Origin of the sequence: Phyllobacterium endophyticum, assembly GCF_003010935.1 — a bacterium.
Taxonomy (GTDB): domain Bacteria; phylum Pseudomonadota; class Alphaproteobacteria; order Rhizobiales; family Rhizobiaceae; genus Phyllobacterium; species Phyllobacterium endophyticum.
In genome coordinates, this window is the sequence record NZ_PGGN01000006.1 from 233,572 (window position 1) to 249,174 (window position 15,603).

Consider the following 15,603-nt stretch of genomic DNA (forward strand, 5'->3'; position numbering starts at 1 on the left):
CAAGTTTTGTCTATCAGAGTCGTTCTAGATCATCTCCAGCGGCCGCTTTCGGCTTGGCGGCGGAAATGCCTCGTCGAGGATCGCGATCTGACCGGCGCTCAGCTTTACTTCAAGTGCACGGCAATTCTCGTGAATATGTTTGGACGTACTCGACTTCGGTATGGCGATAACGCCCTCCTGGCTGAGGACGAATGCCAGCGCCACCGCAGCTGGGGTCACACCGCACTCCTTGGCGACCCGTGTCAAAGCGGGATGGTTCAGCATTCGGCCCTGTTCGATCGGCGAATAGGCCATCAACGGAATTTTTCGTGACTGGCACCAGGGTAGAAGGGCGAATTCGACGCCGCGGCGGCTCAAATTGTAGAGAACCTGGTTGCTTGCGGCGGTCTTGCCCCCGCTCACCGAGTCAAGCTCTTCCATATCCTCCACATCGAAATTGCTGACGCCCCAATAGCGGATTTTACCCGCCTTGATGAGTTCCTCGAAGGCGGCGACCGTTTCCTCCAATGGATGTCCGCCTCGCCAGTGCAGAAGATAGAGGTCGATTGTCTCGCATTTCAGCCGTTTCAGGCTGCGTTCGCAGGCGAGCACCGTGCCCCGGCGCGAAGCGTTCGATGGCAGGACCTTGCTTACGAGAAAAACATCCTTGCGGCGTCCTTCGATTGCCTCGCCGACAACCTCCTCCGCCCCGCCATCCCCATACATTTCCGCCGTATCGATCAGGCTCATGCCGAGATCGAGGCCAAGCCGCAGCGCGTCGGCCTCCTGATGAAACTGCCGGCCGTCCTCGCCCATGAACCAGGTGCCCTGACCAAGTATCGGCACCATTTCACCAGAGGGAAGTGCAGTATGCCTCATCGCTATTCACCTCGCTGTCGATTATTGCTGTTCATCGCCCGGAAGTGGGACCCCGTCTGATCATCGCGCAACTGCGCCGCGAATGGAAGGCTACGTTGCGCATGCGGCGCCCCGCTGTTGTCATGTCAGCGTAAACACGGCGCATGGCAAGGCAATGCCGCGGAGCTTGTGCTCGCCGAGCGGGATCAGCGGCTGTGTCGTTTCTGCGGCAAACGTGCCGGACAGCAACAAGGTCTGGCCGAGAGGCCGGCAAAGGCCCTGCAGGCGGCTCACCAGGTTCACGGCTGGACCGATCGCGGTGAAATCCAGCCGGTCGGCAGTGCCGATATTGCCCCATAACATTTCGCCGAGATGCAGCGCCATCCCGAACGGCAGGGGCGGCGCGCCCTCTTCGGTGCGGACATGCTGAAGATGATCCATGCCGGCGCGGGCCGCAGCGACCGCACGCAGTGCCGCCTCGCATGCAGCAGCCGTGTCGCGCTGGCCGCCGATCGGAAAGATGGCCAGCACCCCATCTCCAATGAATTTCAGGACCTCTCCTCCGAAAGCATGGACGGCACCGGCAATCCGGTCGAACCACGCATCGAGGGCAGCGATGACCTGTTTCGCCTCGGCCGCTTCCGATAGTTCCGTGAAGCCGCGCAGATCGGCAAAAAGCAGGGCTGCCTGTATCGTCTCCCCGGGCCCGCGCCGCAGGCGGCCGGCCAGCACCTGTGCCGCACTGCGTCGTCCAAGATAGGCCGTCAGCAGGGCTGACGTGGTTGAGCGTGCGGCGAGCAAGGCTAGCGGCGCGGCGGCAAAGCGCGCAACTTCGCGCAAGCGTTCCGATTCGGAGCTGCTGAAAGGCCTGCTCGCCTTCCAGGCGAGTACGGCACCGTCACCCGCCCCGGCAAAATCCTCCTGTGCAACACCCGTGCCTATGCCCGCGAGCCAGTTGCGGGCGACATTGCCTGGGCCGGCGCCAGCAGGCAGGGCAAGGTTCAGCGCCTCGATCACCTTCCCCGTGTCGGCGCGCCACAGCCAGGTGCGCCGCTCGATGATCGGGTGCGGAGCCGCTTGCGTAAGCGCGCCTCCCGCCAGCTTCATGCCATCGGCGATGAGCCGGTCTGCAAGCTCCGTGAGGAAGGCATCCCCGTCAGGCGCGTTGATCGCCTCATCGACCAGATAGGTAAGCGCGGACGGCAGTTGCATGGCCGTCATCATGCAACCAAGCTGGAGCCCTGTCACGACCTTTTGTTTCTTGCGCGAAATCCCGATTGGCTTAGATTATGCGAATGCGATTGCTATTGCGCCGAGCCGGGAGGGATCGCCGATGACAGAGACGCTATACAGTGAGATCGAGATTGCTGCCCCGCAGGCAACGGTCTTCGCCTTCTTCACCGACCCCGACAAGATCTTGCGCTGGATGGGTACGAAAGCGACCGTCGAACCACATCCGGGTGGCATCTATCTGCTCAGCATGAATGACACGCAAACGGCCCGGGGCCAGTTCACGGAGGTGATTCCGGTCCATCGCCTGGCCTACAGCTTCGGTTGGGAGGGACACGAGACTGTGCCGCCGGGTTCGGGATTGATAGAGATCGACCTTGTTGAGAAGAACGGGGGCACCCTGGTGCGCTTCACCCATAACGGGCTTCCCGACGAGCAGGAACGCGCCAGCCACGAAAAGGGCTGGAACCACTATCTGCGCAGGCTCTCCATAGCCGCATCTGGCGGCGACCCCGGACCGGATACACATCTCGACTGAGAACCAGTCGCGGGCGTGGCAGCGCCGGGCCGGGTATCTGCGGTCAACTACTGCACCGTCAGGCTGTCGAGTGCCTGATTGAGCGCCAGGACATTGACGACTGGCTCACCCATGAACCCGAGCTCGCGGCCCTGAACGTGTTGGTCGACGAGCTGGCGAACGCGAGCCGCATCGACACCCCGGGCTTTGGCGACGCGCGGAACCTGAAAATAGGCTCCTTCCGGCGAAATATGCGGGTCGAGACCGCTAGCGGATGTCGTGACCAGATCCATCGGTACGCGCGTAGCGGGATTGGTCGCCTGCAGTTCTGCCAGTTCCACCTCGATGCGGCCGATGAGTTTCGGATTTGCCGGGCCGAGATTGGAACCGCTGGATGCGGCGGCATCATATCCGCTTCCCGCAGCAGACGGCCTGCCATGAAAGTACTTTTCGGAGGTGAAAGCCTGGCCGATCAACGTCGAACCGATGATGGTGCCATCCTTCTCGACAAGGCTGCCATTGGCCCGCCGCGGGAACAGGACCTGGGCAATGCCCGTCATTGCGAGCGGATAGACAAGTCCCGTGATGATTGTGAAGGCGGTGATCATGATGATCGCAGGTCGGAGTTGTTTCAACATCGGTATGATCCTTATGCCAGGCCGAGACTTGTGATGATCACATCGATGGCTTTGATACCGGCGAAGGGAACGATGACGCCGCCCAGGCCATAGATGAGAAGGTTGCGGCTCAGGAGCGCGCCTGCCCCGACAGCCCTGTATTTGACGCCTCTCAGCGACAGCGGAATAAGCGCGACGATGATCAGCGCGTTGAAGATGATCGCCGAGAGAATGGCGCTCTGGGGTGTTTGCAGCCCCATGACGTTAAGCGCACCAAGTTGCGGATAGAAGGCCAGGAACATCGCCGGGATGATGGCGAAGTACTTCGCGATGTCATTTGCAATCGAGAAGGTCGTCAGCGCACCCCGTGTCATCAGCAATTGTTTGCCGATGCCGACAATCTCGATCAGCTTGGTGGGATCGCTGTCGAGATCGACCATGTTACCGGCCTCGCGAGCAGCCACGGTGCCGGTGTTCATGGCTACGCCGACGTCCGCCTGGGCAAGCGCCGGGGCATCGTTGGTGCCATCGCCGCACATCGCGACGAGTTTCCCCTTCGACTGCTCCTCGCGAATAAGGTCGAGCTTGTTTTCCGGGGTTGCCTGCGCGAGGAAGTCATCGACGCCCGCCTCCGCGGCAATGGCAGCAGCGGTGAGCGGATTATCGCCGGTGATCATCACGGTGCGGATACCCATGCGGCGCAGCTCGGCGAACCGCTCGCGAATGCCACCCTTGACGACATCCTTCAGGTATATGACGCCAAGCAGGTCGCCATCCCGGGCAACCGCGAGCGGTGTGCCGCCGCCTCTGGCGATCTGGCCGGCGATACCCTGCAAATTCCGGACAACATCCGCTGTCGCACGTGTGGCAAGGGTCGTTCCGCTTGTCCCGGATGCAGCGGCGGTACGGTTGACATAGGCGAGAACGGCGTCGACCGCACCCTTGCGGATCGCCGATCCAACCATGTCGACGCCACTCATGCGGCTCTGTGCCGTGAAGGGCACGAAAGTCGCGTCCAGGCCGTGAGTGTCGCGGGCGGCGACGCCATACCTCTCCTGTGCAAGGATAACGATCGAACGGCCCTCGGGCGTCTCGTCCGCCAGCGAAGCTAGCTGGGCCGCATCGGCGAGTTCCTCGTCCGTCACGCCCTTGACCGGCAGGAACTCGGCTGCCTGCCTGTTTCCAAATGTGATCGTGCCGGTCTTGTCTAACAGCAAGGTGTCGACGTCACCCGCCGCTTCGACTGCCCGTCCCGACATCGCGAGCACATTGAACTGGATGAGCCGGTTCATTCCGGCAATTCCAATTGCCGACAGGAGTGCGCCGATAGTAGTGGGAATCAAAGTCACGAAAAGCGCGACAAGCACGACGACTGGAATTGACCCGCCTGCGTAGGCTGCAAAGCTTGGAATCGTCGCTGTTGCCAGCACGAAGATCAGCGTCATCCCGGCAAGGAGGATATTGAGCGCAATCTCGTTTGGCGTCTTCTTTCGTTCTGCACCTTCGACGAGCGCGATCATCCGGTCAATGAAGGTCGAACCGGCTGCGGACGTGATGCGAACCCACAGCCAGTCCGACAGGACCTGCGTTCCACCGGTCACGGCAGAGCGGTCGCCGCCGGATTCGCGGATCACCGGAGCGGACTCGCCGGTGATTGCCGATTCGTTTACCGAGGCTATTCCCTCGATCACCTCGCCGTCAGACGGGATGATGTCGCCAGCCTCGATGAGGACGATATCGCCGACCTTGAGGCTCGCGCCGGGAACCAGCCTGAACGTCGTGCGGTCTTCGCCGGAAAGAAGCTTCGCCTGGGTTTCGGTTCGGGCCCTGCGTAGCGAGTCGGCCTGTGCCTTGCCGCGCCCCTCGGCCACCGCTTCGGCAAAGTTGGCAAAGAGCACGGTGAACCACAACCATATGATGATCTGGAAAGAAAAACCGAGGCTTGGCCCCCCTGTTGCCACGTCCTTGATGAAAAGTACCGTGGTCAGGGTTGAAACCACGGCGACGACGAACATCACCGGATTTTTTGCAAGTGTGCGCGGGTTCAGCTTCTTGAAGGCGCCCGCGATGGCAGGTGCAAGAATGGATGAGTCCATGAGACTCGGGGACTTGGACTGGCTCATCTGAGACTCCAGTTGTGAAATGTGAATTGACCCGTATGCGCCAGCCAGATGCGGCTCAGAATGTCTGGCCGAGGCCGATAGCGAGATGTTCGACAATCGGCCCGACGGCGAGCGCCGGGAAGAACGTGAGACCGCCAACGATCAGGATGACACCGATGAGCAAGCCAACGAACAGGCCCCCATGGGTCGGGAATGTCCCCGGGGATTCCGGAACGGTCTTCTTGGCGGCAAGGGAGCCAGCGATCGCCAGCGCCGGTATGATGACGAAGAACCGGCCCATCCACATCGAGATGCCAAGAGTAATGTTGTACCAGGGCGTGTTACCCGTCAGACCGCCGAAAGCCGAACCATTGTTCGCCGCAGCGGACGTATAGGCGTAGAGGATTTCGGAGAAGCCATGCGGACCGGCGTTTGCGACGGAAGCAACCGCTGTTGGCAGGATGGTGCTTATCGCCGTAAAGCCCAGCATGGCCAGAGGCAGAACCAGGACGGCAAGCATGGCCATCTTGACCTCCTTGGCTTCGATCTTCTTGCCAAGATATTCCGGTGTGCGGCCGACCATCAGGCCTGCCACGAAGACGGTGATGATCACGAACAGAAGCATGCCATAAAGCCCGGCTCCGACGCCGCCGATTATGACCTCGCCAAGCATCATGTTTATGAGGGGAATCATGCCGCCGAGCGCCATGAAGCTATCATGCATCGCGTTCACTGCACCGCAGGATGCAGCAGTCGTGATGACGGCGAAGAGCGCGGAGAGCGCTATGCCGAAGCGCGTCTCCTTGCCCTCCATGTTGCCGCCGTCCACTCCGAGCGCGTGAACCAGCGGGTTACCGGCAGCTTCGGCCCAATAACAGGCGGTTACACCTGCGAGGAAAAGAATGCCCATGGCAGCAAAGATCGCCCAACCCTGCCGCTGGTTGCCGGCCATGCGGCCGAACACATTCGTCAATGCCGCGCCGATGGCGAAAATCGTCACCATCTGGATCAGATTGGATACGGCGTCGGGATTTTCGAAGGGATGCGCGGAGTTGACGTTGAAGAACCCGCCGCCATTCGTGCCGAGCATCTTGATCGCAAGCTGGGAGGCAACAGGACCTAGGGCGATCGTCTGTCTGGCGCCTTCCAGCGTCGTCGCATCCACATAGGTGCCGAGTGTTTGCGGAACACCGAGATAGACATAGACGAGCGTCAGGATGATACAGGGTGGCAGCAAAATATAGAGCGTGCACCGGGTAAGATCGACCCAGAAATTGCCGATCGACTTGCCTGAAGCTCTGGTGAACCCGCGGATCAGTGCGATGGCAATAGCGATACCGGTTGCAGCCGATACGAAGTTCTGCACCGTGAAACCGGCCATTTGCACGAGGTAGGACATCGTGCTTTCGCCGCCATAGTTCTGCCAGTTCGTGTTTGTGACGAAGCTGATAGCCGTGTTGAACGCGAGTCCCGGCTCCGTCCCCCCCATTGCAGCAGGATTGAACGGAAGTGCACCCTGGAAGCGCTGCAGGCAATAGAGAACCAGAAAACCGGCCAGGCTGAAGACCAGCAATGAAGCACTATAGGTTGTCCAGCGCTGTTCTTCCCGCTCACTAGTTCCGGCCATGCGGAATAGTGCTCGCTCAACGGGAACAAGAACAGGTGAAAGCAGCGTGCGATCACCATTGAAGACACGGGTCATGTAGCCGCCGAGCGGTTTCACGAGTAAGATGATGATGCTGCAGAACACGAGGATCTGCATCCAGCCGTTGACAGTCATGTGTAGCTTTCCAGGCCTTGCCAGTGTGTACGAGGTGCCGTTTGAAGAATGCAGCCTGTCGGAGTTGTACCCGTCATGCCGTGATGATCGACGGTCGCTCAGAAACGCTCCGGACGAACGAGGGCATAGGTGAGATAGACGACGAGAAACAGGGTCACGGCGCCGCCAAGAAGAAGGTCGATAGACAATTTGCCGCCCCTTCAGAGAATGTCGCAGATTTTGGTGTAGGCCATCGACAGGACGAACAGCAAAATACCCGATGCGAGAACAATTATGTCCATTGGTGGAACTCCTGCATTTGCGCGAATGACGCGGCCCGGCCGAAGGATGGACAAGGCCGCTGATCATCCAGACTATGGACCCGCGCGCCATAAGAATTCGAGACGGCATCTATGAACGAAGGATAAGGAAACCATAAGGATTCCAGTTTCGCTCGCAGCGCCTGCCAGTTCTGGCGTTTGGCAACCTTGTTCATGCTGGCGCGTTGGTCACTTTCACAAGGTCTCATTGGAGGGTAGCCTTGAAAACCGCGTTCCTCATCATCGCGACGCTGCTGGTATTGGCGGCGATCGCTGCGGCCGGCGTTTACTTTTACTCGCGAGAGGCTGCCACCATTCCTGTTGAACAGGGCTATGGACCAGACCCCGCACTCCCGCCACCAAACCCCAGGCCCATTCCGACGGTGCACGTCGCAGAGGCTTCCGGTTGGCCGCAGGACAGGACGCCAGTTGCGGCATCAGGAATGAAGGTCGACGCGTTCGCCAGGGATCTTGAACATCCGCGCTGGCTGCATGTCCTGCCGAATGGCGACGTCCTGGTTGCAGAGACCGACGCACCGCCCAAGCAAAATGACGAATTTAGTATCAAGGGCTGGATCCAGGGCCTGGTCATGGCCAAGGCGGGAGCGCGCACGCCCAGTCCAAACCGGATCACTCTCTTGCGGGATGCTGACAATGACGGTGTCGCCGAAATCAGGGAGGCTTTCCTCGATAACCTCAATTCGCCGTTCGGAATGACCCTTTCGAACGGCAGGCTCTACGTCGCCAATACGGATGCTATCGTTGCCTTTCCCTATGTCGACGGGGACACCAGGATCACCGCGCCTGCGGAGAAGATCGCCAACCTGCCGGCAGGTCCACTCAATCACCACTGGACTAAGGATGTGATTGCCAGCCCTGACGGGACGAAGCTTTATGCGACCGTGGGCTCGAACAGCAACGTTGGCGAGAACGGCCTCGACGCGGAAGCCAATCGAGCCGCGGTCCTTGAGATCGATCTGAATACGAGGAAAACCAGGCTTTTTGCCTGGGGATTGCGCAATCCGAATGGACTTTCCTGGAATCCGGAAACCGGCGCGCTCTGGGTTGCCGTCAACGAGCGCGACGAGATCGGCAGCGATCTTGTCCCCGATTACATGACCTCGGTCAAGGATGGCGGCTTCTATGGTTGGCCGTATAGCTACTTCGGCCAGAACGTCGACACCCGGGTCAATCCGCAGGATTCGAAGCTGGTCGCTTCTGCCATCAAGCCCGATTATGCACTCGGAGCTCACACAGCATCGCTTGGCCTGACGTTCTACACCGGTACACTCTTTGGACCCGAGTACAAGAATGGCGCGTTCATCGGGCAGCACGGGTCATGGAACCGCAAGCCGCGCAGCGGTTACAAGGTCATCTTTGTTCCGTTCAGCAATGGCAAGCCGGATGGGCTGCCAAAAGACATCCTGACGGGATTCCTCGACGGCGACAGGGCCTTGGGCCGTCCGGTGGGCGTGGCCGTCGACAAGACCGGAGCTCTTCTCGTCGCCGACGACGTGGGTAATGCGGTGTGGCGCGTTACACCAGCGGGCACTCCATGAAATGGAACCTATCGACTTTCGGGCGGTTACACCCTGACGGGAAAATCGACACGAAAGAAACCCAGCGATGACAGAATTTCTATGGCTTTTGACCATTGTGGGCGGTCCTATCGTACTCGGCGTGCTGTTCGCGATGGGGATGCGGCAGCGGCGCCTCAGCAGGTCGGAACGGAAAGCCCGTGATCGGGCCACTGACCGGATTTATCACGAAGAACAGGGGAAGTAGGACTCAAGCCGAAAAGTATTTGGCAATTTCTGCCAGATCACGAACGAACTCGCGCATTTCGGCGCTTGCCTGCTCCCTCTCCCGTATCCGTAAAATATATGATGGGTGGATGGTTACGAGCACCGGGGGCAATCCCTCCGGGTGAAAGATCTTTCGGCGATCCTTGGTGATGCGGACGCTATTGCCGACGAGAAAGCCGGCAGCCGTCGCCCCGAGTGCGACGACTATTTTCGGCCTGATCAATTCCAGTTCGTTTTTCAACCACCACGAACAGATACGAATCTCGGTCGCGTTGGGCTTTGAATGCAGGCGGCGTTTGCCGCGCGGCTCGAACTTGAAATGCTTGACGGTATTCGTGACGTAACACCGGTTGCGGTCGATATGTGCCTCTGCCAGTGACTTGTTTAGCACGGCGCCCGCGGGACCGACAAATGGCCGTCCCGCAAGGTCCTCCTTGTCGCCGGGCTGTTCTCCCACCAGAACGACGTCGGCACGTTGCGGCCCTTCACCGAAAACCGTCTGTGTAGCGTTCCTGTAAAGGTGGCACCGGGTGCAGTGTTCCGCCTCGGCCTTCAGTTCGCTCAGGCTATCTGCGTGAGATACGTCCTCTTCGTAAAGGTGAGGCTTGTCCATGACGCCACCATAAAACTACCTTCTGATGATCTCGTGAAAATCGTCGCGTTGCCCCGGAACGTCCTCTGCTACGACCAGACCAAGCCCCTCGGCGTCGAATACTGCAAACCATTCATCCCATTCGACGAGCCGGGGTCTTCCGAGATCGCCTGGACGATCGGCACCCTGGTCGTCATTATCTTCATAGGCATGCTGGCCGAACTGGATCGAGAGCACAGGGACATCGTTCCCGATCAGTTCCGAAGTATCGCGAATGGCCGGATAGCCTGATCGGCCCGCCGCCCAGTCCCTGATATCCTGGTGGTCCGTGAGCAGTCTTGTTTCGGCCATGGTGTTTTCTCCTGTTGGATTTTTAACGCGTCAGGCAGATGCCGGTTCCAGTCGGACTGGACGCGGTGGATCGGCCGGCTATTATTGGGCGGCGGGAACATTTTGCTTCCTGATCGATTCAAACTCAACCAGACTTCGCCCGGTCAACTACGATAGGAACGAACCATGGACAGCGGCATTACCATCCAGCCTTACTCCCACCCCGTCACCGTCAGGTTCCACGACGTCGTCATAGCTTCGACGGAGCGGGCATTGGAACTGCTGGAACCCGGCCACAACCCGGTCCTTTATATCCCCTTCGAGGACATCTACTTCGTGCATCTCGAAAAGACGGATACAAGTACTAAATGCCCCTGGAAGGGAACCGCATCCTACTGGCGGGTGAGGGGTCAGGGCGAGTCGGCCAAGGACGCCATGTGGGCCTATGAGGATCCGCTTCCCGACATGGGCGCCATCCGTGCGCATGGAGCGTTTGACCCGCAGAAAGTCACGTTCGAATAATCCGTGATGGAGGGTTTCCCGATGAGGAAACCGAGGAAGAAGTGGTCCCGGGAGGTCACGGAGCACAGTGACGCTCTGGACCTTGAGCCGCATGTTTTCGAACAGGATGATCCGCATGAGATCGCCAGGTCGTTGAAGCGGTCTGCGGAGCATTCGAATCGGCGCAAATCCAGTCCATATCGCTCCGCGATGTCGATGCTCACCTTCTATGTCAACCGGGCGGGCCGCAATCTTCCCGAGCAGCAGAAAACCGTCCTTGAGCAGGCTAAGGACGAACTCCGCAAGGCGTTTGGCCGCGCCTGACGACCCCCGGCAATTTCATTCCGCCCATGTGTCTCCTACTGGACATACAATTGCGCTCAACTATAAAGAGAGTACTGTTGTTGCGCGGTATCGCGGAAGGGTGCTGGAATGGCGCAGAGACTTGATCACAAACTTGAATGCGCCGACTGTGGTACAATCTATCTCGACATACCTGCCGACGTAACCTCGAGCACCCCGATCCATTGTAGTTCTTGCGGCAACTTTCTCGGTTCGTGGGGCGACCTCGAAATGGACTTCGCCAAACAAGGCGGACAGCATGGAATTTTTCGCATGGAACAAGGCGTTATTACCCGCGTCGATGACGCTGCCCAGGCCCTGCGTTCGGCGAACGAAAACAAGCCCCCGATGAAATCCGACGAAATCGTCTGATCCGGAACCAGCCTCAAGCTGAGCAGTTGTAGTTCAACTGCTTGGAGGTTGCCGGCAAGCGCAAGCTGCCTGCAACTCCCGGCAAGCACCGGGCGGAGGTTAGGATCAGACATGGATCACACTGGCGGCTGTCTTTGCGGACAGATCAGGTTCGAGATCAAAAAGATTCAGCGGACACATCTTTGCCATTGTGAAATGTGCCGCCGAGCAACGGGCGGGCCCTTTGCCGTATTGAACTGGGTCAAGACCAGCGATCTCACCTGGACCGGTCCATCCCGCCCGGTCGTGCGACGATCGTCGCCAATCGGATCGCGCAGCTTCTGCGCGGGCTGCGGCACGCCCATTGCATTGGTCTACGACCGGAATTCCCGTGAGACGGCAATCCATGCCGGCACTCTCGATCACCCCGAACTTGCCACGCCTGCGTATAATTACCATAACGAGTCGCGGCTTCCGTGGGTGAAATGCGGCGAAGGCCTGCCGAGCCGCCAAGGCGATGAGGATTGGTAAAGGTTCCCCCCTCGCTGCGGGCGAAGAACGGCAGCTTTCGCACAAGACGCTTCTGACCGGGCATGAGGAACAACACGACACGATCCGGCGTTTGAACCACTTCCCGTCGACACCAGTCCCTGAGGAGAAACCGGATGACCAAACGACCGACGATTGCCCGCATCTGGCGCGGTCGCACACGGCCGGAGCGAGCCGATGAGTACGAAGCCTACAATTACGAGGCTGGAATCAAGCCGCTCATCGAGAAGGCGCTGGGCGTTCAGACGCTGCGCGAAGACCGGGAGAACGAAACGGAGTTCATGACGATCTCCTATTGGGAGGATAAGGAGGCAATGGCGCGGTTCACCGGCGGCGACCCGAACAGCATCCATCATCTTGAGCGTGATGAAGAGTTTCTGATCGAACTTCCGGACCGGGTACAGGTACTCCGGATACGGTCGAGCCATGGGGTGACCGGCCCGAGCGAGTTCTTTGCAGGATCCAGATGAGAATATTCGCCTTCGGCACACTCAAGAAAGGCTATGCGCTCCACGACGAGGGATTGAGCGATGCGGAATTTCTCGGAAACTACCGCACTGTCCAGAGATTTCCCATGCTGATTGCCGGATCGTGGTTCGCACCCATGATGCTGGACGCGCCGGGCAAGGGTCTGCGCGTCAAGGGCGAGCTCTACAATATTGCTGAAAGCAAACTACCCCTCCTGGACGCGCTGGAATCCGTTGGTTCGCCGGGTCATTTCCGCAAGTCCATACAGGTTTGCCGCGATGACGGCAGCGAGACAGGATGGGCCTTCGCTTTCCTGAAGTCGCCAGACCTCGCTATTCCGGTACACTCGGGTTATCTCGATGAATATACGGATGGGAGGTTTGTCCCGCCGTGGGAACGGCAGAAATAAGGAAAAGCCCGCCACCAAGTGACGGGCTTTCAGTATGTCATTTGTTCTTGTGGCTTTGCTGACCGGCTTTCGAGTGCTGCTCCGAGGAGCCGCCCCGTGTGGATCCGGACCCTTGCTGCGTTCCTTTCGATCCGCCTTCCTGCTGATGCTGACCACCCATCTTCTTGTCGCCGCCCTGCTGGCCGGACTTGGACTGCTCCGACGAACCGCCACGATTTTTTTCATTGTTAGCCATGACTTCCTCCATAGGGTTTCCCTCTCCCTGCCCTTTTCAACCCGCGACAAAGGAGTTTGTTCCAGGGAGGCGAAATCGTTTCAGCTTTGCGACTTCTTCTGCGGCAAACCTTTTGCGGCGAACGTGGCGTCGCCGTCTTTTTTGCTGGAGATCACACGCGGGTCGGCACTTGCCACGCCATCATTGTCGGCCGGGACTTTGTTCTTGCAAGTTGGCCCTTGGCGTCGTTCTCGGGTTTGCTCCTGGCCTGGGCCGGTGGTTTGTCGGGCATGAACAGTTCCTCCGCAATGCTCTCACAGAGGATAACCGCGCGGGCTCACGATGGTTGCGCTCCGCCGGCCGGCGTGGCAACGCGAGAAAGTGCTTAGCCGAATGAGTACCCTGCACCGCGTACGGTGCGTATCGGATCGACGGAGCGGCCGATATTGATCGCCTTGCGCAGGCGCCCGACATGGACGTCCACGGTGCGGTCATCCACATAGATGTCCGCGCCCCAGACATTGTCGAGCAGCTGCCCGCGCGAGAACACTCGGCCGGGCGATTGCATCAGGAATTCCAGCAGGCGGAATTCGGTCGGTCCAAGCTTCAGCTCGCGTTCCTTGCGGTAGACACGATGTTGCTCGCGGTCGAGCTTGAGATCGCCGAAGCTCAGCACGTGCGAGAGCAGGCTCGGATTGACCCGGCGCAGCATGGATTTTATGCGGGCAAGCAGTTCGGGCGTCGAGAACGGCTTGACCATGTAGTCGTCTGCCCCCGTTGCTAGACCACGGACGCGTTCGCTTTCCTCGCCTCGTGCGGTCAGCATGATGATCGGCAGGATTTCGGTCTCGCGCCGTGCTCTGAGCCTGCGGCATAGTTCAATGCCGGAAAGCCCGGGCAGCATCCAGTCGAGGATCAGCAGATCGGGCACCTTCTCGCGCAGTGCTATTTCAGCTTCATCGCCGCGAGCTATCGTATCGACCGTATAGCCTTCAGCTTCAAGATTGTACCGGAGGAGAACGCTTAGGGCCTCCTCGTCTTCGACAACAGTGATTTTGGGAGCTATCGCCATTTTGTGCCCTTGAATTAAGATGCGGCTGGTTCATCCACGACGATGGTGTGGGATTGGTCTTCCTTCGGACGCTCTACCGGTAGCTGCGTTCCCGTCACAATATAGTAGACTGTCTCTGCTATGTTCGTCGCATGATCACCGATGCGTTCGATATTCTTTGCGCAGAAAAGCAGGTGCGTGCAGGCCGAGATATTGCGCGGATCTTCCATCATGTAGGTGAGGAGTTCGCGGAACAATGACGTATAGAGCGCATCGATTTCATCATCGCGCTCGCGCACGATGTTCACTTGGGCGACCGAGCGGGTCGCATAGGCATCGAGAACGTCCTTCAACTGCGTCAGGGCCAGCTCGGCGATGGTCTGCAGCCCGCGATAGACGGAAATCGTCTGCCGCGTGTCTGTGACGGCAACCACGCGCTTGGCGATGTTCTTGCCGAGATCGCCGATGCGCTCCAGGTCTGACGAGATGCGAATCGTGCCGATGACTTCACGCAGGTCGATCGCCATGGGCTGGCGCTTGCCGATGATCGTAATGGCTTTTTCGTCGATCTCGCGCTGACCGGCGTCAAGAATCAAATCGTCCGAAATCACCCGCTGCGCCAGGGCATTGTCGGAATTCACCATGGCGGCAACCGCCTGTTCGACCATGCGTTCCGCATGCCCGCCCATTTCGGCGATCTTATGGGTCAGGAATTTCAATTCTTCGTCGTAGGAGCGGACGGTGTGCTGTGCTGCCTGTTCGGTCATGGTATCAACCTCTCTCCCGTGATCAGCCGAAGCGTCCGGTAATATAATCCTGCGTGCGCTTTTCCGTCGGGCTGGTGAACATCATTTCCGTGTCACCGACCTCGACAAGGTTCCCGAGATGGAACATCGCCGTGCGCTGCGACACGCGCGCCGCCTGCTGCATCGAGTGCGTCACGATCACGATCGTATAGTTTTCGCGCAATTCGTCGATGAGTTCCTCCACCTTGGCAGTGGCGATCGGATCGAGCGCCGAGCATGGCTCGTCCATCAGGATCACCTCGGGGCTGACGGCAATGGCGCGTGCAATGCAAAGACGCTGCTGCTGTCCGCCGGAAAGTCCCGTGCCAGCCTCATGCAGTCGATCCTTGACCTCCTCGAAAAGGCTGGCGCGGCGCAGGCTCTTCTCGACGATCTCATCGAGTTCCTGGCGGTTCTTGGCAAGACCGTGAATGCGTGGGCCGTATGCCACATTCTCGAATATTGATTTCGGGAAGGGGTTTGGCTTCTGGAACACCATGCCGACGCGGGCACGCAGTTCCACCACATCGATCTTCGGGTTGTAGATGTCCTCATCGTCAAGAGTGATCAGACCGCCGACCCTGCACCCTTCGATAGTATCGTTCATCCGGTTGAGGCTGCGCAGGAAGGTGGATTTGCCGCATCCGGATGGGCCGATCAGGGCCGTTACCATCTTCTCCGGTACATCGAGGCTGACGCCGAACAGCGCCTGCTTGTCACCATAGTGTACGGTGACGTCCTTGCCCTGCATCTTGATCGCGTTTGCCTGAGCGCTCATTTTATCGTTTACCGCTTTTTCCAGATTCCGTTCCGTCATCAGGTTC

Annotated in this window: 21 protein-coding genes; 9 read left to right on the forward strand and 12 right to left on the reverse strand. The window is 59.2% G+C overall.

Annotated elements, in window-relative coordinates; all coding sequences use genetic code 11:
- Nucleotides 1-24 precede the first annotated feature (24 nt).
- Complete coding sequence (locus tag CU100_RS24165) at nucleotides 25-858, reverse strand: aldo/keto reductase (protein ID WP_106719177.1); 834 nt, start codon at nucleotides 856-858, stop codon at nucleotides 25-27.
- A 120-nt stretch (nucleotides 859-978) separates the two neighbouring features.
- The gene (locus CU100_RS24170; protein WP_106719178.1) at nucleotides 979-2,049 is read right to left on the reverse strand and encodes an adenylate/guanylate cyclase domain-containing protein; all 1,071 of its coding nucleotides are present in this window, start codon (nucleotides 2,047-2,049) and stop codon (nucleotides 979-981) included.
- A gap of 121 nt (nucleotides 2,050-2,170) precedes the next feature.
- Here CU100_RS24170 and CU100_RS24175 point away from each other — a divergent pair, with 121 nt between their 5' ends.
- Nucleotides 2,171-2,605: an SRPBCC family protein gene (locus CU100_RS24175; protein WP_106719245.1), complete on the forward strand. Its 435-nt coding sequence runs from the start codon at nucleotides 2,171-2,173 to the stop codon at nucleotides 2,603-2,605.
- A 47-nt stretch (nucleotides 2,606-2,652) separates the two neighbouring features.
- Here the strand turns inward: CU100_RS24175 and kdpC are convergent, their stop codons facing one another.
- The 4 genes from kdpC to CU100_RS24195 form a co-directional block, all read right to left on the reverse strand.
- The gene (gene kdpC / locus CU100_RS24180) at nucleotides 2,653-3,222 is read right to left on the reverse strand and encodes a potassium-transporting ATPase subunit KdpC (protein ID WP_106719179.1); all 570 of its coding nucleotides are present in this window, start codon (nucleotides 3,220-3,222) and stop codon (nucleotides 2,653-2,655) included.
- Nucleotides 3,223-3,233: 11 nt separating this feature from the next.
- The gene (gene kdpB, locus CU100_RS24185) at nucleotides 3,234-5,324 is read right to left on the reverse strand and encodes a potassium-transporting ATPase subunit KdpB (RefSeq protein ID WP_106719180.1); all 2,091 of its coding nucleotides are present in this window, start codon (nucleotides 5,322-5,324) and stop codon (nucleotides 3,234-3,236) included.
- Between the two features lie 55 nt (nucleotides 5,325-5,379).
- Nucleotides 5,380-7,083, reverse strand: a complete 1,704-nt coding sequence (kdpA, locus tag CU100_RS24190) for a potassium-transporting ATPase subunit KdpA (protein ID WP_106719181.1) — start codon at nucleotides 7,081-7,083, stop codon at nucleotides 5,380-5,382.
- 98 nt (nucleotides 7,084-7,181) lie between these two features.
- Entirely contained in the window at nucleotides 7,182-7,271 is a 90-nt protein-coding gene (locus CU100_RS24195; RefSeq protein WP_106719182.1) for a K(+)-transporting ATPase subunit F, read from the reverse strand.
- 332 nt (nucleotides 7,272-7,603) lie between these two features.
- Between CU100_RS24195 and CU100_RS24205 the strand changes: the two genes are divergently transcribed.
- On the forward strand, nucleotides 7,604-8,941 hold the full coding sequence (locus CU100_RS24205; protein ID WP_106719184.1) for a PQQ-dependent sugar dehydrogenase: 1,338 nt from the start codon (nucleotides 7,604-7,606) through the stop codon (nucleotides 8,939-8,941).
- Nucleotides 8,942-9,008: 67 nt separating this feature from the next.
- A complete protein-coding gene (locus CU100_RS26640; RefSeq protein WP_146141898.1) occupies nucleotides 9,009-9,167 on the forward strand; it encodes an ABC transporter ATP-binding protein in 159 nt (52 codons plus the stop codon).
- 3 nt (nucleotides 9,168-9,170) lie between these two features.
- Here CU100_RS26640 and CU100_RS24210 read toward each other — a convergent pair whose 3' ends face one another.
- Together CU100_RS24210 and CU100_RS24215 are read right to left on the reverse strand one after the other, a co-directional pair.
- Nucleotides 9,171-9,800 carry a UdgX family uracil-DNA binding protein gene (locus CU100_RS24210; protein ID WP_106719185.1) on the reverse strand — a complete coding sequence of 210 codons (630 nt, stop codon included), beginning with the start codon at nucleotides 9,798-9,800 and terminating at the stop codon, nucleotides 9,171-9,173.
- 15 nt (nucleotides 9,801-9,815) lie between these two features.
- Nucleotides 9,816-10,130, reverse strand: coding sequence for a hypothetical protein (locus CU100_RS24215; RefSeq protein WP_106719186.1), 315 nt, complete (start codon nucleotides 10,128-10,130; stop codon nucleotides 9,816-9,818).
- 165 nt (nucleotides 10,131-10,295) lie between these two features.
- On the opposite strand from CU100_RS24215, the gene CU100_RS24220 reads away from it, so the two are divergent.
- The 6 genes from CU100_RS24220 (at nucleotide 10,296) to CU100_RS24245 (ending at nucleotide 12,729) form a co-directional block, all read left to right on the forward strand.
- Nucleotides 10,296-10,631: a DUF427 domain-containing protein gene (locus tag CU100_RS24220; protein ID WP_106719187.1), complete on the forward strand. Its 336-nt coding sequence runs from the start codon at nucleotides 10,296-10,298 to the stop codon at nucleotides 10,629-10,631.
- A gap of 21 nt (nucleotides 10,632-10,652) precedes the next feature.
- Nucleotides 10,653-10,934, forward strand: a complete 282-nt coding sequence (locus tag CU100_RS24225; RefSeq protein WP_106719246.1) for a DUF3175 domain-containing protein — start codon at nucleotides 10,653-10,655, stop codon at nucleotides 10,932-10,934.
- Between the two features lie 108 nt (nucleotides 10,935-11,042).
- On the forward strand, nucleotides 11,043-11,324 hold the full coding sequence (locus CU100_RS24230; protein ID WP_106719188.1) for a hypothetical protein: 282 nt from the start codon (nucleotides 11,043-11,045) through the stop codon (nucleotides 11,322-11,324).
- A gap of 111 nt (nucleotides 11,325-11,435) precedes the next feature.
- Nucleotides 11,436-11,834 (forward strand): GFA family protein, encoded by a 399-nt coding sequence (locus CU100_RS24235; RefSeq protein ID WP_106719189.1) that lies wholly within the window; start codon nucleotides 11,436-11,438, stop codon nucleotides 11,832-11,834.
- Nucleotides 11,835-11,968: 134 nt separating this feature from the next.
- On the forward strand, nucleotides 11,969-12,322 hold the full coding sequence (locus CU100_RS24240; protein ID WP_106719190.1) for an antibiotic biosynthesis monooxygenase family protein: 354 nt from the start codon (nucleotides 11,969-11,971) through the stop codon (nucleotides 12,320-12,322).
- The gene (locus tag CU100_RS24245) at nucleotides 12,319-12,729 is read left to right on the forward strand and encodes a gamma-glutamylcyclotransferase family protein (RefSeq protein ID WP_106719191.1); all 411 of its coding nucleotides are present in this window, start codon (nucleotides 12,319-12,321) and stop codon (nucleotides 12,727-12,729) included. Before CU100_RS24240 ends, CU100_RS24245 begins: the two co-directional genes overlap by 4 nt.
- Nucleotides 12,730-12,766: 37 nt before the next feature.
- On the opposite strand, the gene CU100_RS24250 is transcribed toward CU100_RS24245, so the two are convergent.
- The 4 genes from CU100_RS24250 to pstB all read right to left on the reverse strand — a co-directional run bounded on the left by CU100_RS24250 (nucleotide 12,767) and on the right by pstB (nucleotide 15,557).
- Nucleotides 12,767-12,964, reverse strand: a complete 198-nt coding sequence (locus CU100_RS24250) for a hypothetical protein (protein WP_106719247.1) — start codon at nucleotides 12,962-12,964, stop codon at nucleotides 12,767-12,769.
- 364 nt (nucleotides 12,965-13,328) lie between these two features.
- The gene (phoB, locus tag CU100_RS24260; protein WP_183635503.1) at nucleotides 13,329-14,015 is read right to left on the reverse strand and encodes a phosphate regulon transcriptional regulator PhoB; all 687 of its coding nucleotides are present in this window, start codon (nucleotides 14,013-14,015) and stop codon (nucleotides 13,329-13,331) included.
- A 14-nt stretch (nucleotides 14,016-14,029) separates the two neighbouring features.
- Nucleotides 14,030-14,761 (reverse strand): phosphate signaling complex protein PhoU, encoded by a 732-nt coding sequence (gene phoU / locus CU100_RS24265; protein ID WP_106719193.1) that lies wholly within the window; start codon nucleotides 14,759-14,761, stop codon nucleotides 14,030-14,032.
- A 22-nt stretch (nucleotides 14,762-14,783) separates the two neighbouring features.
- Nucleotides 14,784-15,557, reverse strand: a complete 774-nt coding sequence (gene pstB, locus CU100_RS24270) for a phosphate ABC transporter ATP-binding protein PstB (protein ID WP_245419225.1) — start codon at nucleotides 15,555-15,557, stop codon at nucleotides 14,784-14,786.
- Nucleotides 15,558-15,603 lie beyond the last annotated feature (46 nt).